The organism is Nocardia sp. FBN12 (assembly GCF_050320175.1).
Lineage (GTDB): Bacteria > Actinomycetota > Actinomycetes > Mycobacteriales > Mycobacteriaceae > Nocardia.
On record NZ_CP190048.1, the window covers coordinates 2,565,640 to 2,585,037 of the forward strand.

The following is a 19,398-nucleotide window of genomic DNA, read 5'->3' on the forward strand; positions in this document are numbered from 1 at the left end:
ATCGACCCTGGTCACTGCCCGCGCGGTTTCAGCGAGACGTGCTCGGTGCCGAGACTATCGGCCTCGACCACACCGAGCAGTTGCATCGTCCGCGTGAACTCGGTGGCGAAGATCTCCAGCATGCGGTCGACCCCCTGTTCGCCGGCCGCCATCAGCGCGTACAGATAGGGTCGGCCGACCATCGCCGCGGACGCGCCGAGGGCACGAGCGGCCACCAGATCAGCACCGGTCCGCACGCCGGTATCGACGAGCACTTCGCATCGGTCGCCGATCGCGTCGACCACGCGGGGCAGCAGTTCGAGCGGGGTGGGTGCCCGATCGAGCTGTCGCCCACCGTGATTCGACACCACCACCGCGTCGGCACCGAGGTCGGCGACCATCCTGGCGTCCTCGACGCTCTGGATTCCCTTGATCACCAACTTGCGCGGCCAGCGCTCACGCAGCCACTGCAGATCCTCGGCCGTGGCGCTCGGATCGAACATCCGGCCGATCAGTTCCTCGACCGTGCCGTCGAAGCTGCTCATCGCGGCGAACTCGAGCGGGGCCGTGGTGAGGACGTTCATCCACCACGAGGGTCGCACGGCCATGCCGGCCAGGGTGCGCAGGGTGAGCGCCGGCGGGATCGTGAGCCCGTTGCGGATGTCGCGCATCCGCGCTCCGCCCACCGGTGTGTCGACGGTCAGGACCAGCGCCTCGTACTCTGCCTTGGCTGCTCGTTCGATGAGCAGCTCACTCGCCTCGCGGTCTTTCCACAAGTAGAGCTGAAACCATTGGCGCGCGGTCGGCGCGCAGGCGCGGACATCGTTGAGATCGGTGGTCCCCATCGTGGACAGCACGTAGGGGATGTTGGCGCGGGCCGCGGCCCGGGCCACGGCGATCTCGCCCTCATGGTGCATCATCCGGGTGAAGCCCGTCGGCGCCAGCACGAGCGGAAGGGCCGCGCGCATACCGAGTACCTCGGCGGAGGTGTCGATGCTCGACACATCGCGCAGAACCCGCGGTTGGAACTCCACGTCGTTGTAGGCGGCGCGAGACCGGCCGATGCTGATCTCCTGCTCCGCCGCACCGTCGACGTAGTCGAACACCGAACGAGGGGTCCGACGCCGGGCGATCAGACGCAGATCCTCGATCGTGTGGGCCCGCTCGAGGCGGCGCGTGCGCGCGTTCAGCTCTGGAGCGCGAAACTTCAACAGCGGCAGGATCTCCGAAGGACGCGGGAGTCGGCGCTGTGTGCGCGGCGCGCTCGGTAGCGCGTCGCCGTGGGGGTCGAGGGTCGTCACTGACTTGCTCCTTCGTCGTTCCGACCGCTGTCGTCGGCATCGCCCTTCGGGCTGGCGACGCGGCGGCGGTCGAACCAGAGCGCTTGGTCGCCACACGGGGCGCACCGCTGTGGGTCCACAGCGATCTGGATACGTCTACATCGAGGTCGAGATCGGAGTCCGCGCTCGCTACCCGGCGCCGCGGCTCGCCTGTCGAGTGAACCACACAACCACCCTTATGCACAATGATTGTGTCACAATCTATTCGATCAATAGCTCCGCGTATGTTTTTGGAGACCGCACCTGGCCACGACCTCGACGATGCCGTGCGGGCGCAGCAGTGCAGCGATACGACGGCCGCGCAACGGTCCGGCGTGGCTGAACTGCATGCTCACAAGCTCGATGACGAGCGGCACCGACATCGCGGGGGTCCGCGCGGGCACGGCGCGGCCCGGTCCGCCACGACGACCAGCTGGTGTTCTTGCAGCCGTTCCTCTCGCACCGCGCTTCACCGCCGTTAGACATACTCCGCCGCTGCGACACAATTGCCGCACAACATCGTGCATAACTCGGCGCGGGAGCAACGGTTGCGATATCGAGGCATTTGTGTTCGGTGGCGATCTCACGCTGCGGGGTTCCGTCGGGTCCCACGAGCACGGCACGGCATCCGGTGGGGTCGGCGACCCAGATGCCTTGACCGGGGACAGCGCAGAGCCCGTCGGGAGAGAAGTCCGGTGAGATGAGGGTGAGATCGGCCGCTGGGCGCGCGGAGGCGAAGGTGCCGTCGACGCGGGGACGGAAAGCCGTCAGCGCCATCGCGAACGATTCGGCCACAACGATCTCACCGTCGTCGTTGGAGGTGATCCCGTTGGGAAACATCACCGGTTCGTCGGTGGCCTGGGCGATGCTGCCGTCCGGACGCACGAGATAGAGGTGGGCGGGGCGGACCAATTGCAGAGCATCTGGGTTGTTGTCGGCCCACAGACGACACCGACCTCGCCGTCACGCTCGGGGAGCCTCGCTCCGTCCGCGACTCGGTGAATCTCAGTTCGTCGATGAGGGTTCGTCGGCTTTCCCGGTACCGATCATCGCGATAGCTCCTTTGCCGTCGGTGTCCAACAAACCAATTGCAACAGCCCAGCATGTTCTATGTCAAACAACATATAGATAGCGAACAGCTATCGTCGCTTCAGGTCGCAACGCGAGTGGGAGCGCCCGGCCGGTCAAGGCAACTTACAATGTGCTGGTTGACATAGAGTTGGTCGACGTGATGTTCTATCGAGGGCGCAGCAGTGAAAGCGCCGGAGAGATGCGCGAGAGTCGATATCCCGCGTGCCGCGTCTTCTGATCACAACGAGTTGCCGACTGCCGGCGCCTCGCCAGGAAAGGACGACGGCAATCAGGGCCGGCGAGATCGTGAGCGTGCCGCTCGAGGTGTCGTGATCGGCGAGCAGAAGATGCCTGTCCGGTGCGTTGAACCGACCCCAGGCTCGCAGCGTCGAGCGAGCCGAGAAATCCACAGAGAAGGTTTACTCAATGACGAGAAGTCTGTTTCGTCGAACTCGAAATGAATTGCCGTCCACAGAAGCCGCTGCCACGAGCAACGCCGGCGGCAACAGTTCTTCGGCCCCGTGGCGTGGGCTTGCGCTGGTCTACAGCCTCGCCGCAGCCGGCGTTGTCGCGCTGGTCGCCGCGGTCCTGATCCCCACCGTGATCGTCGGCATGCTGATCAAGCTCCCCGCGGAATTCGACAGTGTCACGGTGGCGCGAGGTTCGGGTTCGCTGCTGGACCCGGCCTCGATAGCAACCGGTCAGGCGGCGGTCGAGAAGGACGTGCCGCTGGAGGTGACAACGGAGTCGCGAGCCGTCGCGGGCAACGACGAGTCCATCAGCGTCCTGCAGGTCACCGGCACAGTGAGACGGACCGATCGCCAAGGCGAGGGAGCGGTCCTGAGTACGTCGAAGGACTGCGTGGCGCTGGATCGCTCGACTGCAACCCCGGTGGCGTCGACTGCGTGCCCCGGCGATGGCGCGAGCGGTCCGCGCGGGCTGCAGTACCAGTTCCCCTTCGATGCGGACAAGCAGGACTATCAGTACTTCGACACGACGACGAAGACCGACGGTGTTCTCCAGTTCATCGATGACGAGACCGTGGTCAACGGTGTTCGGCTGCTGCACTTCCGAAATTCCGTCGCACCGATCGATATCTCCGGTCACGATCCGGCGACCGGCAGCCTCACCGTTCCGGCTGCCGCCCTTGGACTGCCCGCGCAGGCACCGGCGGTGCAGCTGTCGATGTTCTACACAGCGACTCGTGATATCTGGGCAGAACCGGTCACCGGCTCGATCGTGCGGTTCGCCGAGCAGCAAAAGCGCTACTACGCGCCCGTCGGCGGCTCGCCCGAAGTGATGACAGTGGTCGACATGCAAGTCCAGTTCACACCCGAAACCGAGAACAGCCTCCTCGCCGATGCCGAGGACGGCCGCCGAACAGTGGATCTGCTCGAGCGCTGGATCCCGATCGGACTGGGCATGACCGGAATTCTGACGCTGGCGGGCGCGGGAGTGCTGTGGTCGCGGCGCCCACGCAGCACCTCCTGACATCGCACTGGTGTCGCTTCTTTCGCCGGGGCGCACACCGGCCATCACTACCGCCTCCGCTCGTCGGCCGCAGCCACCGCGAATAGCGCAATCGTTCCCAGCACCCGAGGAGACTCTTCCCATGACCGGCAGCACTACACGCGTAGCTATCGTCAGCGGCGCCCGCACCCCGATCGGCCGTGCAGGCAAAGCATACGCAAATATCCACCCCGCGGATCTGCTCGGCGCCTCGCTCAACGCCGCCGCCCTCAGATCAGGACTCGACGACCCCGGACGCATCGACCAAGCCCTGGTGGGCTGCGTCTACCAAGCCGGCGACCAATCGATGAACATCGGCCGCAACGGCTGGCTGGCAGCCGGACTGCCCTACACCGTGCCCGCCAGCACCATCGACACACAATGCGGATCCTCCCAACAGGCAGCCAACCTGGGCGCGGCTCTGATCATGGCGGGACAAGCCGACCTCGTCATGGCCGCCGGAGTCGAATCACTGGGCCGGGTAAAACCCGATCTGAGCAGCCACGGCGGTCACCCATACCCGCAATCGCTTCTCACACGATACAAAATGCCACACCAGAGCACCGCCGGTGAAGCTGTGGCCAAACACTACGGCGTGACCCGTGCGCAGTCCGACGCAGTCGGGCTACGCAGCCACCTACGAGCGGATCAAGCATGGAACACCGGGCGCCTCAAACCCCAATCGGTCGAAATCGAGATCGACGGCACCTCGTTGCTCGAACGCGACGAAGGAATCCGCGCCGACTCCACCGACGAGAAGATGGCCGCGCTCACACCCGCCTTCGACAAGAACGGGATCATCACCGCCGGGTCGGCCAGCCAGTTCTCCGACGGGTCCGCAGCGCTACTGCTGGCCTCCGAGCGAGCTGTCGAGCAGTACGGACTCGAACCGATCGCCTGGATTCGTCGAGTGGTCTCGGTCGGCGTGGACCCTGACCTGATGCTGGAAGGACCGATCGTGGCCACCCATCGCCTGCTCGATACGCACCGGATCTCGATCGACGACATCGACCTCGTCGAAGTACACGAAGCCTTCGCCGCGGTGGTCTGCGCGTGGCAGAGCGTCTACAACGTCGACATCGAGCGACTCAACGTCAACGGCGGCGCCATCGGAATGGGCCACCCGTTCGGCGCCTCGGGTATCCGGCAACTGGTGGACCTGGCCCACCAACTACGCACGACCCGAGGCACCGCGCTGTCGGTCATGTGCTGCGCGGGAGGAATCGGAACGGGCACACTGCTCGAATCCGCCTGACCAGCCACCCAAACAAGGCACCACCGACCCAACCGAAACACCAAACACACCTTTTAAAGCCTATGCTAGGTGACATAGAGTTATCATTCTTGCATTCTCTGTGTCGAACGAGACCAAAGGAGGTCATCAGATGGACGCTGCCGATCTGGGGCAGGTATTGGCAAACAGTCCTGTCGAGCCGTACGTACGGATCTTGCGTCGGCTGGCCGAGGAAGCGCCCGACTTCGTGGCGGTAACTTGCGAGGATGACTCGATCAGCCGAAGCCAGCTGGAGCGTCGGTCCAATCGCATGGCGCGGGCATACACCGAACTCGGGGTGGGATTCGGCGAGTACGTAGCGATCGCGCTGCCCAATGGCGTCGACTACTACGTGTCGTTTCTGGCCGTGCTGAAGGTCGGCGCGGTGCCGATGCCGATCTCCTACCGGCTACCGGTTTCCGAACGGCAAGCGATTGTCGACCTCGCCGACGCAAAGCTCATCGTCGGAGCCGATCCGGACGATCACCCTGGCCGCGCCTGTCTCGCAGCCGACTTCGAGCCCGATGACTCGCTGAGCGAGGAGCCATTGCCCGAGGTGGTGTCACCGGCATGGAAAGCACCGACGTCGGGGGGAAGTACCGGTCGTCCGAAGATCATTGTCGCCGGCACGACAGCCGAGGTCTCACCCGCGCTCAACGCAATGGTCTTCCAATACGGATCCCAGGACGTGCAGCTGGTCGCCACGCCGCTATACCACAACTCCGCCGTGACGAGCTCGATCGGAGGCTTGCTGCTAGGACAGCATGTTGTGGTGATGAAGCGCTTCGATGCCGAACGACTGCTCCAGCTCGTGGAAGAGCACCGGGTCAGCTGGATGCTGCTGGTACCTACGATGTTGCATCGGATGCACCGGGTGCTCGAGTCCGGGGCCGAATACGATCTGTCCTCGATCAGGATTCTGTGGCACATGGCCTCCAAGTGCCCCGAGTGGTTGAAGCAGGCGTGGCTGGACCGGGTGGGTCCGGAGAAGGTCCTGGAACTCTACGGCGGTACGGAGCTGCAGGCGGTTGCCATCATCACTGGCACCGAATGGCTCGAACATCGGGGCTCGGTCGGGCGGCCGGTCATCGGCGAGATGAAAATTCTCGACGCCGATGGCACCGAAGTTCCACCGGAGACCGTCGGCGAGATCTTCATGCGTCGGCCCGAAGGCCAGCCACCGACCTACCGCTACATCGGTGCCGAGTCCAAAGACGTCGACGGCTGGGAGTCGCTGGGAGACCTGGGATGGAAGGATTCCGACGGCTACATCTACATCAGTGATCGTCGGGTGGACATGATCGTCAGCGGCGGCGCGAACGTCTATCCCGCAGAAGTGGAAAACGCCCTTGACGCTCATCCGAAGATCCTCTCGACGGTGGTGGTAGGCCTGCCCGACGAGGATCTCGGGCAACGGGTGCACGCGCTGGTGCAGGCCGAAGTGGGCACCACGCCCGAGGAGCTGATCGAGTTCCTGGCCGACAAACTCGTCCGGTACAAGATTCCGCGTTCGGTGGAGTTCATTGACAGCCCGCTGCGCGACGACGCGGGCAAGGTCAGGCGCAGCAAGATGCGTGAAGAAGCCATTGAGAGGATGAAAGCCGATGCCTGACAACGAGTTCGAGCGGATTCGCTACGATATCCCGGCGCCGGGGGTCGCACGGATCACCCTCGCACGCGCGGAGCGGCGAAACGCGCAGGACTATCAGATGCTGCATGAGCTCGATACAGCCTTCCAAAAGGCTGCCCTCGACGACGACGTGCAGGTTCTCGTCCTGGCTGCCGACGGTCCGCACTTTTCCGCCGGCCACGACCTGACCAGCGTCGCATGCGCTGATGAGCTCGAGACCCGAACCATGACCGGAGGATTCCGCCAGCCCGGCCAGCACGGCCCCATGGTCAATGAGGAGGAGATGTACTTGGGGATGTGCTGGCGCTGGCGCAACATGCCCAAGCCCACTATCGCCCAGGTTCAGGGCAAAGTGATCGCCGGCGGACTGATGCTGGTATGGCCGTGCGACATGATCATCGCTTCTGCCGACGCCACATTCTCCGACCCGACAGTCGCATTCGGCGTCAACGGCCACGAATACCACACCCACCTTTGGGAAGTGGGACCGCGCAAGGCCAAGGAGATGCTGTTTCGCGGCCATGCGCTCACGGCAGCCGAGTGCGAAAAGCTCGGCATGGTCAATCACGTTGTCGCCCGAGACGAACTCGAGAGTTTCACGCTCGCCATCGCCGTGGAGATCGCAGCCCGGCCTGCAATGGGATTGAAACTCGCCAAACTATCGGTCAATCAAGGGCTGGAAGCGCAGGGCCAATACACTGCGATGCAGGCCGCGTTCGGCCTGCACCAGCTCGGCCACGCCAACGCCCGTGTCGTCTTCGACGGATTCCCCGTCGACCCCTCGGGAATCGAGGTCATCCGCCAGCTCTCCAAGGGCTGATACCCAAAGACTGCCTGTCGGTGTCGCGGTCGGTGGCCCGGCAGGTCTGCCCGCACTCAGGTGCGGCGGCCGGGTGGGGCTGTCTCAGGCGCAGCCCCACCCCGCCGAGGTTTATGCCGATCGCGTCGGGCCGCGCTCAACAGCGCCGCTGTCGTCTGCGCGGTGAAACCGAGCAGTAGAGCCCTGGTTACCTGTACTGGGATCCCGACCGTGGCTCGCGCGGTGGGGGCAGTGCGGCCGAGTTGAGGTCACTGGTCGGTTCCTATGCCGATCCGACATCCGGAATCGGTTGGTGCTGCGCAGCGATCCGCCCGAACGTCCGATGGGCCGTGGTCGCGATACCTGCCAATTAACTTCGCCAAGGTAGCCGGTGAGTGCTGACAAATCTGAGGTACTGCGAGGGAAGGCTCCGCTCCCCCACGGATCGCGTCCTAGCTACACGTATATGGACGGGCAATGTCCGTGACCACTGCTGTCTGAGCGGTGGCCACGGACATTTGTCGTAGATGCGGGCGATAAACTTCACTCGGCGGGGGGAAGGTCGGCGGGTGTGTACGGGATGTTGGCAGCACGGTTGCCGTCGACGCGGATAGCGCGGCCGATCTGCGGGAACGCCCGCTGTGCGCACTCGGGACGTTCGCACACCTTGCACCCGGCACCGATCGGGACCGCGGTGGCATCATCGCGCAAAGGCAGTCCATGCGAATACACCAGCTTTTCGGCGTAGGCGATATCGCACCCGAGGCCGATCGCGAAATCCCTTTTGGCGGACAGAAACCCCGGTGTGCTCTCGTCGGTGGTGCGGGCCAGCCACAGATACTTACGACCATCGGGCATCTGCGCGATCTGTGTGCGGATACGTCCTGGTGTGGTGAACGCGTCGTGGACCACCCACAGCGGGCAACTGCCGCCGGCCCGGGAGAAGTGGAAAGCGGTAGCGGACTGACGTTTCGAGATGTTGCCCGCCCGGTCAGTGCGTACGAAGAAGAACGGCACACCACGCTGACCGACTCGCTGCATCGTGGATAACCGGTGACAGACAGTCTCGAAACCGACTTCGAACATCGACGACAACAGTTCGATGTCGTAGCGCAGCTCTTCGGCCGCATTGCGGAACCGGGTGTAGGGCAGGATCAGCGCTCCGGCGAAATAGTTGGCCAGGCCGACCCGTAACAGGTCACGGGATTCGGCGGGCATGGTCACCGTGGCGGTGATGGCTTCGATGGTGTGGCTATAGGTCAGGAAGGCCAGCTGGGTGGCGAGCTGGAAAGCGCGCTGGCCGGCCGAGAGTCTACGCGCGAGCGTGACATGGTGTGCGCCGGGATCGAAGACGCGCTTCGGGCCGGGATCCGTCGGTGCGTCCGAGCGGATCGTGACGGTGATGCCGTACCGCTCGCGCAGCAGCCGGGTCAGTTGCAGGTCCAATCCACCGATGCTGAGCCGGTTCTCGGTGAACATGGATTCGGCGGCAAGGTCGAGCTCGGGGATATGGTTGCGGCGATCGTAGAAGAAGTCACGCACATCCTCATAGGGCGTAACCGCCGCTGCTCCTGCTACCGAACCCTCGAAGCCGGCGGAGATCTGCTCGATCTGCTGTGTCGCGCCGCGCAGCTTGCGGTGCAGATTCACCAGCAGGTGCGCGGCGGCGGGCACCCGCGCCATAAGGTCCTCGAGTTCGGCATTGCTGATGCCAGCTGTGTCGGGATCTTCGACGAACACGTCGTGTAGATCGGCAAGCAGCCGCGCATCGATATCAGTCGCAAAGAATCTCACGTCCAAGTCGAAAGTGGCGTTGAGCTTGAGCAGTACCGGCACAGTCAGCGGGCGCTGATCGTTCTCCAGCTGGTTGATATAGCTCACCGATAGCTCGAGCAGTTTCGCCATCGCGGTCTGCGACAGGCCGTGTTGGTCGCGCAGTGTGCGCAGCCTTGCGCCCACGTACATCTTCTGCATAACTCAAATCTAGCACTCACACTTTTTACAATATTCACAACTTTGCAGTATGGCTTCCACAAATTTCGGCGTCTGTGAGCCATTTTGTCTGCTCATCTATCTGTGTAACGTGCGGAAAGTACTGGTGAATATTCGACGCCTGGAGGCCAACCGCTGTGAAGCACCATCTCGCCCGAACGCACCGCTCCGCCGAGGACTTCCCGCGAGAAGAACACCTCGCGTGGCGGATCGCCGAGGTTGCCGCCGATGCGGTGCCAGTGGCCGCGGAGACCGAGGAGATGATCGTCAACCGGATCATTGACAACGCCTCGGTGGCCGCGGCCTCGATCACCCGCCGGCCGGTCGCCAACGCTCGCGCGCAGGCACTAGCCCACGCCTACGGGCCGGGCGCGGCCGTGTTCGGTGTGCCCGGCCGGTTCTCGCCGGAATGGGCCGCCTGGGCCAACGGCGTCGCGGTCCGCGAACTCGATTTCCACGACACCTTCCTGGCCGCGGAGTACTCGCACCCGGGCGACAACATCCCCTCGATCCTGGCCGCCGCCCAGCACACCGGCCGCAGCGGCGCGGACCTGATCCGCGGCCTGGCCACCGGCTACGAGATCCAGGTGGACCTGGTGCGCGCGATCTGCCTGCACGAGCACAAGATCGACCATGTCGCCCACCTCGGCCCCTCGGCCGCGGCAGGCATCGGCACCCTGCTGGGCTTGGACACCGAGACGATCTACCAAGCGATCGGGCAGGCCCTGCACACCACGACCGCCACCCGGCAATCGCGCAAGGGCGAGATCTCGAGCTGGAAGGCCTACGCCCCGGCCTTCGCCGGGAAGATGGCCGTCGAGTCCGTCGATCGCGCGATGCGCGGTGAAGGAGCCCCCTCGCCGATCTGGGAGGGCGAAGACGGCGTCATCGCCTGGCTGCTCGGTGGCCCGAACGCGGAGTACTCGGTGCCGCTGCCCGCACCGGGTGAGGCCAAGCGCGGCATCCTCGACACCTACACCAAGGAGCACTCGGCCGAGTACCAGAGCCAGGCGCCGATCGACCTGGCGTTCCGCTTGCGCGAGCGGGTCGGTGATCTGGACCAGATCGCGACCGTCGTGCTGCACACCAGCCACCACACGCACTACGTGATCGGCACCGGCTCGAACGATCCGCAGAAGTTCGATCCCCAGGCCTCGCGCGAGACCCTCGATCACTCGATCATGTACATCTTCGCGGTCGCCCTGCAGGACGGCACCTGGCACCACGAGCGTTCCTACGCCCCCGAGCGCGCGCAGCGCCCCGACACCATCGAGCTGTGGAACAAGATCTCCACCGCCGAGGACCCGGAATGGACCCGGCGCTACCACTCCACCGACCCGAACGAGAAGGCTTTCGGCGCCCGCGCCGAAATCACTTTGAAGAGCGGCGAAGTGATCGTCGACGAGCTCGCTGTCGCCGACGCCCACCCGCTCGGCGCTCGCCCGTTCGCCCGTGAGCAGTACATCGCGAAGTTCCGCACCCTGGCCGAGGGCGTCATCGACCAGGCGGAGCAGAATCGTTTCCTCGATGTCGCCCAGCGCACGCCGGAGCTGATCGCAGAGGAGCTGGGCCAGCTGAACTTCACCGTCTCCGACGAGGTCCTGGCCCGCGCGCCGAAGCTGCCGAAGGGGCTGTTCTGATGAGCGGCCTGCTGGCATCGTCGGCGTCGGTAACCGACAAGCGCAGCGCGTTCCGGGCGGGCCTGGCTTCGGACCGGATCCAGCGCATCCCTGGCGCGTTCAATCCGTTGGTGGCCAAGCTGATCCAGGAGATCGGCTTCGAAGGCGTCTACGTCTCGGGCGCGGTGGTGTCCGCCGATCTGGCCCTGCCCGATATCGGCCTCACCACGCTGAGCGAGGTCACCGAGCGCGGCCGCCAGATCGCCCGGGTCACCGACCTGCCGGTCCTCATCGACGCCGACACCGGCTTCGGCGAGCCGATGAGCGCGGCCCGCACGGTCACCTTCCTCGAAGACGCCGGGATCGCCGGTGCCCACTTCGAAGACCAGGTCAACCCGAAGCGGTGCGGGCACCTCGACGGCAAGGCCGTGGTCCCGGTCGAGGAGATGGTGCGGCGCCTGCGGGCGGCGGTCGCGGCGCGGCGCGATCCTAACTTCGTCGTCTGCGCCCGCACCGACGCCGCTGGCATCGAAGGCATCGATGCGGCGATCGACCGGGCGAAGACCTATGCCGACGCGGGCGCGGATCTGATCTTCACCGAAGCCCTGCGCACCCCGGCAGATTTCGAGAAGTTCCGTGCCGCGGTGGACATCCCGCTGCTGGTGAACATGACCGAGTTCGGCAAGTCCGAGCTGATCCCGGCCTCGACGCTGGAGAAGATCGGCTACAACGCGGTGATCTACCCGGTCTCGACGCTGCGGTTGGCGATGTTCGCCGCCGAAGCCGGTCTGCGCGAGATCTACGAACAGGGCACCCAGTCCGGTCTGCTCGACCGGATGCAGCACCGCAGCCGCCTCTACGAACTGCTGCAGTACGAGCGCTACAACGAATTCGATTCCGACATCTTCAATTTCGCTCTGAGAAGGGACCAATGATGACGGACCTCGCCGTTCCGGCCATCTACAAGGGACTCGCCGGTGTCGTCGTCGACACCACCGCTATCTCCAAGGTGGTCCCGGAGACGAACTCGTTGACCTATCGCGGCTACGCCGTGCAGGACTTGGCCGCGAACTGCAGCTTCGAGGAGGTCGCCTACCTGCTCTGGCACGGTGAACTCCCCGATAATTCCCAGCTCACGTTGTTCTCCCAGCGTGAGCGGGACTCGCGCCGAGCCAATCGGTCGCTGCTGTCGTTGATCGCCAAACTTCCCGAGAATTGCCACCCGATGGACGTGGTACGCACCGCCATCAGCTACCTCGGTGCCGAGGACCCGCAAGAGGACGACAACTCCGCCAAGGCCAACCTGGCCAAATCGATGCGGATGCTGGCGGTGCTACCCACGATCGTGGCCGCTGATCACCGCCGTCGGCACGGTCTCGACCCGATCGAGCCGCACTCGAACCTCGGCTACGCCGAAAATTTCCTGAACATGTGTTTCGGGAAGGTGCCCGCGCCGGAGCTGGTGAAGGCGTTCGAGATCTCGCTGATCCTCTACGCCGAGCACAGCTTCAACGCCTCCACTTTCGCGGCCAGGGTGGTCACCTCGACCCTGTCCGATATCTACAGTGCCGTCACCGCCGCCATCGGCGCGTTGAAGGGCTCGCTGCACGGTGGCGCGAACGAGGCGGTCATGCACGACATGCTCGAGATCGCTGATCCCTCGCTGGCCGAGCAGTGGATGCGCAACAAGCTCGCCAACAAGGAAAAGGTGATGGGCTTCGGGCACCGGGTCTACAAGAACGGCGACTCTCGGGTACCGACGATGAAGAACGCGTTTCTCGATATCGCGGCCGCGACCGATGGCGCCAAATGGGTGCAGATGTACGAGACCCTCGAACGCACCATGGACGAGGCAACCGGCATCAGGCCCAATCTCGATTTTCCCACCGGGCCCGCTTATTACCTACTCGGGTTCGATATCGAGGTGTTCACCCCGATCTTCGTAATGAGCCGAATCACCGGCTGGACAGCGCACATCATCGAGCAGGGTGAGGCCAATGCGTTGATCCGCCCACTGAGTGAATATGTGGGCGTGCCGCAACGCGCGTTCGTGGACTGACCACTCGACACCTCCTTCGGCGGCTCGCACGACCGTGCAGGCCGCCGATCTCGTTTCGGCGCGCCTTCGCGCCCCGATCCGACAAGTCGACCGACATGTTCTCCAAGTCCCGGTCGCCATCCGCGGTGAGATCGCCATCCGCGCGTTCCGTGCCGCCTACCAACTCGGCGCGAACACCGTTGCCGTGTTCATCGCTGACAAAAGGCGAGCTCATAGGCTGGAAGGCTCCTCGCGGTAGCGCCGAGACACCCTCAACAGATCACTGTTCCCCGTTTTCGACCACCGAATTCCTCGCCCGCCGTGACAAGTACGGCGGGCGAGGCCGTCGGCACTCCAGTTCTAATTCGACCCGCGCCATGACAAGGAACACAACGTCACGCTCGAGAAGGGCGTCACGCTGCACATGCGGCCCGAAGCCATCTCCGATCCCGACGAACGCATCGCACCGTCGAGCGCCTACTCAACGGACAGTTGTGGCAGTGCTGGTGGATTGTGCCGACAGGGCACGGGCGCAGAAAACTGGCGTGATCAGCGGAGTCTCTATCAAAAGAGGTCGAGCAGGTCGACAGCGGTGACCTACTGTTCGCGGTCACCGACAATCAGTCCGAAGGCAGCGCATGAATCCCGGGCAGAGGGAATGGCAACGCCGCTCTCACCACCCGAATTTGCCTATCCGGGTCACCTGTGTCCGCAGGTCAGTTGCTGATGCGGGTGGAATCGCCGCCGGACCACGTCGGCCGGATTCTTCGACAGTCGGTCGTCTGCACCCAGACCCGGCCGCCCGCAGCAAACAGAAGCGGGCTGTTCCGGCGAATTTCGCCGGAACAGCCCGCTGATCGCATCCACCAAAACGTGCGGAGCCGTGGCCGTTCAGTCCTGCGGGGACTCCGTCTCAGGAATGGAATCCAGCAATGCCTGCATCCGCATTTCGACGTAGGGTCGCATCATCCCGTCGGTATGGATCCACAGCTGTCGGGCTTCCATTCCCGCGATCACCATCTCTCCCACGGAATCGATGCTGACACCGGACTCGAGGAACGCGACCGTCTCCTCCGGCGCCGCGCGGCGGGAGTTGGTGAGACCGATCGTATTGTTGATGATCTGCGTGTTCACCGGCCCTGGGCACAGTACAGCGACTTCGATCTTGTGCGGTGCAAGTTCGGTGCGCAGTGATTCCGACAGCCCTACCACGGCAAATTTCGACGTTGTATAGAGAAAACCCGGGCCCGCCACGAGACCGGCGCCAGAAGCCGTGTTGACCACGTGGCCCGCCAGGCCTCGCTCCATCATTCGGGGCACAAAAGTCTTGATGCCGTTGAAAACACCGTTGAGGTTGATCCCTATGGCGAGATCCCACTGATCGTAACGAACAGTGTCCATCGCCACACTCGGCGCAATGCCGGCGTTGTTGAACAGCAGCGTCACCGGGCCGAGCTCGCTCTCAGCCTTGTCCGCGACCGCAGCGAACGCGTCGCGATCACGCACATCGAGCTCATATGCCGCAGTGGCCGTAGTGGCACTCAACTCGGATTCGGCCCGCGCCAGCGCCTCGGTGTCGATATCGGCCAACGCCAGCTTGACGCCCTTGCGAGCCAACGCCCGTGCGATCCCCAGGCCGATGCCCTGCGCTCCGCCGGTGATGAAGGCCGTAGCGCCATCCCATTCAGTCATCAGACCGATGTCCTTTCCCCGCGCAATGCCTGCGCTGCATCGAAATTGCTTCCTTACGCGAACAACTGTACGAAGATGGCAAGTCTATGTCAATCAACACAGTCTCCCGGGGAAGACACCGAAGGGCTCGTTCACCTGCCCTTGCCTATGTGTTGGGCAGCATAGTATCGTTCACTGAACATAGACTTGGGCGTGACGCGGTCCTTTTGTCGCCAGGTGGCTTCATCCCCTGCGCACCGCGCATGTCTGCCACTCACTTCCCAACACACTGCGAGGAGCACCATGGCGATTGCCATCACCCCGGACCACGAGAGCATGTCGGCGGCAGCCCGGGCCTGGGCCAAGAAGAATGACGTTCTTCGACTGACCCGCCTCCTGCTCGAAGGCACCGAGAACGAACAGAAAACCGATTCACTGTGGGCGCAGTCCGTTGCGATGGGCTGGCCCTCACTGCTGGTGCCCGAGGAGCTGGACGGAAGCGGACAAACCCTGGCCGAAGCCGCCGTCCTGATGGAAGCACTCGGTGGAAGCTGTGCGCCGCTGCCACTCATGGGCACACTCGCGGTCTCCTCACTGCTCGATCCCGCTGACGACAGTTCCCGGTTGCTGCTCGAGGGGATCACCAAGGGTGACGTACGGATCGGTATCGCGGCACGCGCCATAACAGCCACTGCCGACGCGGTGACAGGCGGCGATCTCGGGCCTGTCGAAGGTGGACGGTCGGCGACGCATCTGGCCATGATCGCGGGCGACGACGTGTTGATCGTCGCTCGGACCGTGGCCGGAGTCAGTGAGCGGATCCGGGCCGGATTCGATCCTTCCCGCGACACGAGCCAGTTCGCCCTGCACAATGTCGCGCTGTCCGAGGTGCTCGTCGTCATCCCCGGCGCGGCCGAACGCCTGCGGGCCACTGTCTCACTGCTGGCTGCCGCCGACGCAGTGGGTGTGGCTCAGGCATGCCTGGCGATCGCTGTCGAGTACGCCGCCACGCGTGAGGCATTCGGTCGTGTCATCGGTTCGTTCCAGGCCGTGAAACACCACTGCGCCGACATGCTGCTCGCAGCCGAGGTGAGCACCGCAGCCACCTGGCGTGCAGCGAACTCCTCGGACAGCGAGCACTTCTCCGTACTCGCAGCCATCGCCTACCGGTTGGCCGGCCAGGCCGCGCTGCGCTGCGCGAAGACGGCGCTGCAGATCCATGGCGGGATCGGTTTCACCTGGGAACACGACATCCACCTCTATCTGCGACGGGCAGGTGCCGGGGCCGCAATCCTCGGGTCCAGCGATGACATCGTCTATGCGGCGGGCCGCGCAGAGACCGTGCTGGCGCGGCCGGAGTCGCGAGTGTCGCTGCCACCGGAGGCAGAGGCGTTTCGGGCCGAGGTGGCCGCCTTCCGAGAGAAAGTTCTCAGCTCTCCCGAGAGCGACCGCCATCAGCTCATCGTGGATGGCGGGTACCTGTACCCGCACTGGCCCCGACCCTACGGTCTGGGTGCCGACCCCATTCAGCAGCTGGTGATCGAGGAGGAGACCCGCGACCTCGACCGGACGAGCGCGCTCGGGGCAACTCACTGGGAGCTGCCGATCATTCTGCCCACCGTGCTGGCGTTCGGCACCGCCGAACAGCAACAGCGCTGGATGAATCCGACGATGCTCGGCCAGACCCGCTGGTGCCAGTTGTTCTCCGAGCCGGGCGCCGGCAGCGACCTGGCTGCCCTGCGTACCCACGCTGTGCGCTGCGAGGGTGGCTGGAACGTCAGTGGACAGAAGGTCTGGACCAGCGATGCCCATCACGCCGATATCGGGTTGGCGCTGGTGCGCACGAATCCCGATGCCGCGAAACACAAAGGCATCACCTGCATGGTGATCGACCTCAAATCAGAGGGAGTGACCATCCGTCCGCTGCGCCAGATCACCGGCAGCTCCGAATTCAACGAGGTGTTCCTCGACAACGTGTTCGTACCCGATGACAACGTGATCGGAGACGTCGACAACGGTTGGGTGGTCGCCCGCGCGACACTGGGTTTCGAGCGTGTCAGCCTCGGTGTGGCGACCTGGAACAACGGACCCGAATGGGAAGAGCTGATGCGCCGCGCCGCGTCCGTCGCGGCTGACCGCCCAGAGCTGGTGCGTAAAGCCGGTGAGATCGCCATCGCCGCCGAAGGCGCGAAAGCACTGGCACAACGCTCGGCTTTCCGCGCGGTGCTCGGGCAGCCCGCCGGAATCGAGGGAAGTATCGCGAAACTCCTCGTAGCCGAGCACGCTCATCAGGTCGGCGATTTCGCGCTCGAGCTGCTCGCCGAGGACGCGGCCTTCGCCGACAACGAAGCCCGCTATGCGACCACCTTGTTCTTGCAATGTCGCATGGCGACCATCGCGGGGGGCACCTCCGAGGTCCTTCGCAACCTGCTGGCCGAGCGCGCTCTCGGTATGCCTCGTGAGCGTGGGGTGTAGCGGGTGCCCAACACTGCCGACGATGACGCCCACGACGCAGTGGACCTCGTGACTGGGCCTCCGCATTTCATCGGGCTCACCGTGACCGCGTATTCGGGTTGTGTTCGTATCCGGATGAACCGGCCCGCGGCGCGGAACTCACTGACTGTCGCCAGCACCGTTCAACTGCTGGCGGCGGTGCGCTGGGCCTTGCGGTCCGGTGCCAGAGTCCTCGTCCTCGAAGGTGACGAACAGGCGTGGTGTGTCGGTGGCGATATCGGCGAGTTCCATCGTGCTCCCGATCGCGGTGACTACATCGACGAGCTGGCAGAAGTACTGCATCGTCTGGTCAGCGAGCTCACCCGGGCGGATGCCATCGTTATTGCCGCGATCGACGGAGTAGCCGCAGGCGCGGGCATGCCATTAGCCGCCGCAGCCGACATCCTGATCGCAAGCGAACGGGCACGCTTCACCCTCGGGTACAACAAGATCGGACTCACACCCGACGGCGGGACCACATTGTTGCCCGCCACCATGGGGCTGCATCGAAGCCTGTATCTGGCGCTGCGCAATCCGATCCTCACCGCCGAACAGGCGCACCGGTATGGATTGGTGGCGGAGGTCGTCCCGGAGGGGCAGCTCGACGGTGCCGTCGATGCGATCGTCGGAGCTCTGGCAAACGGCCCGGGGCGAGCAATGGCACAGACCAAGCACCTGATCCGTGGCCAGGCGACAGCACACGCCGAATCGGCCATGCGCCTGGAAGCCCTGGCGGTGCGACGCGCCGCTGACACCGACGAAGCGGGCGAAGGAATCGCCGCGTTCCTGCAAAAACGTGCCGCGGACTTCACCTGACCGCGAGCCACTGAACAACCAGCACACGACAACGTGGCTGGAACCCCAAGGAGAGAAAATGTCAGTCGAAGGAACCTGGGATATCACCCTTCGCGCACAGCAGGGCAACCGGCCCGCGCGATTGCACCTGGTCGGTGGAGACAACCCGTCGGGCACCATGGCCTCCGACGAAGGAACGGCCGAATTGCGGGACTACGCCGTCGACGGAAACACCGCGACCTGGAAGGTCGGCATCACCGTGCCGATGCCGTTGACATTGGCGTTCACAGCCACCGTCGACGGCGACACGATCAGCGGCAAAGCTAAGGTCACCGCGTTCATCAAGATTCCGTTCGACGGCGTCCGGGTCTAAGAAGACTCAGTCTTCCTGGCGGACGAGCACCAGGACATCCATCCAGCACTCGCCCGCCAGGAAAGCCTGCACGAACGATATACAGACAGCCGCCCCGCGCCTACGCGATGGCCCCAGGATTCGATCGAAAGGCATCGCCACATGGCTACAGACAGCCGCGGCCTCGTCACCCCGCCCGCCAAGGCAACGATCGCGAGTCAGCTGCAGGGCACAGCCACCTCCTTCTCGGCAGGTCCAGTGCAGAGCGCGCACATCCTGGCCACCGCCGGCTCAATATTCGCCGCGCGCGGCTATCACGCGACCACCATGGACGATGTCGCCTGTCGCGTCGGTGTCAGTAAACCCGTTATCTACAAACACTTCAGCTGCAAGCTGGATCTGTATCTGGCGATTCTTCGCCGACATATCGACACCCTGGTAACCAAGATCCGGTCAGCGATGCACTCCAACGAAGACAACCGCACGAAACTCTCGGCGGCGGTCAATGCCTTTTTCGACTTCGCGGAAAACGGCGTCACCGGGTTCGCTCTTCTGTTCGACACTCACGTCGCCGACGAACCCTCTGTTCAATGGCATCTCCGACAGCTTACGACCGGCTGCACCGAGGCAGTGGCCGAGGTGGTCGCCGCCTCCGGACTCGACACGAAACGGGCGCAACTGGTGGCTGCGATGCTGGTCGGGATGAGCCAGTCCGCAGCACGTGACTGGCATGCGGGACGTTTCCCGATCAGCAAATACGACGCCGTCGATCTGATCGTGACCTTGTGCTGGTCGGGACTGTCCCGGACCAGGAGCCGAACCTCGGCCCCTGCGTGAGGGCGAACGACCGCCGCACGC

Annotated in this window: 15 protein-coding genes and 1 pseudogene; 12 read left to right on the top strand and 4 right to left on the bottom strand. The window is 64.3% G+C overall.

Features of this window, described 5'->3' with window-relative positions; translation table 11 throughout:
* Positions 1-11: 11 nt before the first annotated feature.
* Positions 12-1,280 (bottom strand): alpha-hydroxy acid oxidase, encoded by a 1,269-nt coding sequence (locus ACQHI0_RS12470; protein WP_427908096.1) that lies wholly within the window; start codon positions 1,278-1,280, stop codon positions 12-14.
* 240 nt (positions 1,281-1,520) lie between these two features.
* Complete coding sequence (locus ACQHI0_RS12475; protein WP_427908097.1) at positions 1,521-2,210, bottom strand: SMP-30/gluconolactonase/LRE family protein; 690 nt, start codon at positions 2,208-2,210, stop codon at positions 1,521-1,523.
* 621 nt (positions 2,211-2,831) lie between these two features.
* Between ACQHI0_RS12475 and ACQHI0_RS12480 the strand changes: the two genes are divergently transcribed.
* The 4 genes from ACQHI0_RS12480 to ACQHI0_RS12495 all read left to right on the top strand — a co-directional run bounded on the left by ACQHI0_RS12480 (position 2,832) and on the right by ACQHI0_RS12495 (position 7,601).
* The gene (locus tag ACQHI0_RS12480) at positions 2,832-3,860 is read left to right on the top strand and encodes a DUF3068 domain-containing protein (protein ID WP_427908098.1); all 1,029 of its coding nucleotides are present in this window, start codon (positions 2,832-2,834) and stop codon (positions 3,858-3,860) included.
* A 121-nt stretch (positions 3,861-3,981) separates the two neighbouring features.
* Positions 3,982-5,133 carry a thiolase family protein gene (locus tag ACQHI0_RS12485; protein WP_427908099.1) on the top strand — a complete coding sequence of 384 codons (1,152 nt, stop codon included), beginning with the start codon at positions 3,982-3,984 and terminating at the stop codon, positions 5,131-5,133.
* Between the two features lie 130 nt (positions 5,134-5,263).
* Entirely contained in the window at positions 5,264-6,763 is a 1,500-nt protein-coding gene (locus ACQHI0_RS12490; RefSeq protein ID WP_427908100.1) for an AMP-binding protein, read from the top strand.
* The gene (locus tag ACQHI0_RS12495; protein ID WP_427908101.1) at positions 6,756-7,601 is read left to right on the top strand and encodes an enoyl-CoA hydratase; all 846 of its coding nucleotides are present in this window, start codon (positions 6,756-6,758) and stop codon (positions 7,599-7,601) included. Before ACQHI0_RS12490 ends, ACQHI0_RS12495 begins: the two co-directional genes overlap by 8 nt.
* Before the next feature lie 522 nt (positions 7,602-8,123).
* On the opposite strand, the gene ACQHI0_RS12500 is transcribed toward ACQHI0_RS12495, so the two are convergent.
* Complete coding sequence (locus ACQHI0_RS12500; protein WP_427908102.1) at positions 8,124-9,554, bottom strand: short-chain fatty acyl-CoA regulator family protein; 1,431 nt, start codon at positions 9,552-9,554, stop codon at positions 8,124-8,126.
* 155 nt (positions 9,555-9,709) lie between these two features.
* Here ACQHI0_RS12500 and prpD point away from each other — a divergent pair, with 155 nt between their 5' ends.
* The 4 genes and pseudogenes from prpD to ACQHI0_RS12520 form a co-directional block, all read left to right on the top strand.
* On the top strand, positions 9,710-11,212 hold the full coding sequence (prpD, locus tag ACQHI0_RS12505) for a 2-methylcitrate dehydratase PrpD (RefSeq protein ID WP_427908103.1): 1,503 nt from the start codon (positions 9,710-9,712) through the stop codon (positions 11,210-11,212).
* Positions 11,212-12,126, top strand: a complete 915-nt coding sequence (gene prpB, locus ACQHI0_RS12510; RefSeq protein ID WP_427908104.1) for a methylisocitrate lyase — start codon at positions 11,212-11,214, stop codon at positions 12,124-12,126. Before prpD ends, prpB begins: the two co-directional genes overlap by 1 nt.
* Complete coding sequence (locus ACQHI0_RS12515; protein WP_427909147.1) at positions 12,126-13,250, top strand: bifunctional 2-methylcitrate synthase/citrate synthase; 1,125 nt, start codon at positions 12,126-12,128, stop codon at positions 13,248-13,250. The genes prpB and ACQHI0_RS12515 overlap by 1 nt, the downstream gene beginning before the upstream one ends.
* Before the next feature lie 76 nt (positions 13,251-13,326).
* A pseudogene (locus ACQHI0_RS12520) lies at positions 13,327-13,473 on the top strand (biotin carboxylase N-terminal domain-containing protein); the annotation flags it as partial.
* Between the two features lie 647 nt (positions 13,474-14,120).
* Here the strand turns inward: ACQHI0_RS12520 and ACQHI0_RS12525 are convergent.
* On the bottom strand, positions 14,121-14,921 hold the full coding sequence (locus ACQHI0_RS12525) for an SDR family oxidoreductase (RefSeq protein WP_427908105.1): 801 nt from the start codon (positions 14,919-14,921) through the stop codon (positions 14,121-14,123).
* A 282-nt stretch (positions 14,922-15,203) separates the two neighbouring features.
* Here ACQHI0_RS12525 and ACQHI0_RS12530 point away from each other — a divergent pair, with 282 nt between their 5' ends.
* The 4 genes from ACQHI0_RS12530 to ACQHI0_RS12545 all read left to right on the top strand — a co-directional run bounded on the left by ACQHI0_RS12530 (position 15,204) and on the right by ACQHI0_RS12545 (position 19,377).
* Entirely contained in the window at positions 15,204-17,375 is a 2,172-nt protein-coding gene (locus tag ACQHI0_RS12530; RefSeq protein ID WP_427908106.1) for an acyl-CoA dehydrogenase, read from the top strand.
* A gap of 3 nt (positions 17,376-17,378) precedes the next feature.
* Positions 17,379-18,209, top strand: a complete 831-nt coding sequence (locus ACQHI0_RS12535) for an enoyl-CoA hydratase-related protein (protein ID WP_427908107.1) — start codon at positions 17,379-17,381, stop codon at positions 18,207-18,209.
* 58 nt (positions 18,210-18,267) lie between these two features.
* Complete coding sequence (locus tag ACQHI0_RS12540) at positions 18,268-18,561, top strand: hypothetical protein (protein WP_427908108.1); 294 nt, start codon at positions 18,268-18,270, stop codon at positions 18,559-18,561.
* A gap of 237 nt (positions 18,562-18,798) precedes the next feature.
* A complete protein-coding gene (locus ACQHI0_RS12545; protein WP_427908109.1) occupies positions 18,799-19,377 on the top strand; it encodes a TetR/AcrR family transcriptional regulator in 579 nt (192 codons plus the stop codon).
* Positions 19,378-19,398: the final 21 nt, after the last annotated feature.

What these genes read in the sequence shown, in the direction of transcription:
- ACQHI0_RS12515 (WP_427909147.1), top strand. Translation starts at nt 12,126, where the DNA reads ATGACGGACCTCGCCGTTCCGGCCATCTACAAGGGACTCGCCGGTGTC.
- ACQHI0_RS12495 (WP_427908101.1), top strand. Translation starts at nt 6,756, where the DNA reads ATGCCTGACAACGAGTTCGAGCGGATTCGCTACGATATCCCGGCGCCG.
- prpB (WP_427908104.1), top strand. Translation starts at nt 11,212, where the DNA reads ATGAGCGGCCTGCTGGCATCGTCGGCGTCGGTAACCGACAAGCGCAGC.
- ACQHI0_RS12525 (WP_427908105.1), bottom strand. Translation starts at nt 14,921, where the DNA reads ATGACTGAATGGGATGGCGCTACGGCCTTCATCACCGGCGGAGCGCAG.
- ACQHI0_RS12540 (WP_427908108.1), top strand. Translation starts at nt 18,268, where the DNA reads ATGTCAGTCGAAGGAACCTGGGATATCACCCTTCGCGCACAGCAGGGC.
- ACQHI0_RS12530 (WP_427908106.1), top strand. Translation starts at nt 15,204, where the DNA reads ATGGCGATTGCCATCACCCCGGACCACGAGAGCATGTCGGCGGCAGCC.
- ACQHI0_RS12485 (WP_427908099.1), top strand. Translation starts at nt 3,982, where the DNA reads ATGACCGGCAGCACTACACGCGTAGCTATCGTCAGCGGCGCCCGCACC.
- ACQHI0_RS12500 (WP_427908102.1), bottom strand. Translation starts at nt 9,554, where the DNA reads ATGCAGAAGATGTACGTGGGCGCAAGGCTGCGCACACTGCGCGACCAA.
- ACQHI0_RS12490 (WP_427908100.1), top strand. Translation starts at nt 5,264, where the DNA reads ATGGACGCTGCCGATCTGGGGCAGGTATTGGCAAACAGTCCTGTCGAG.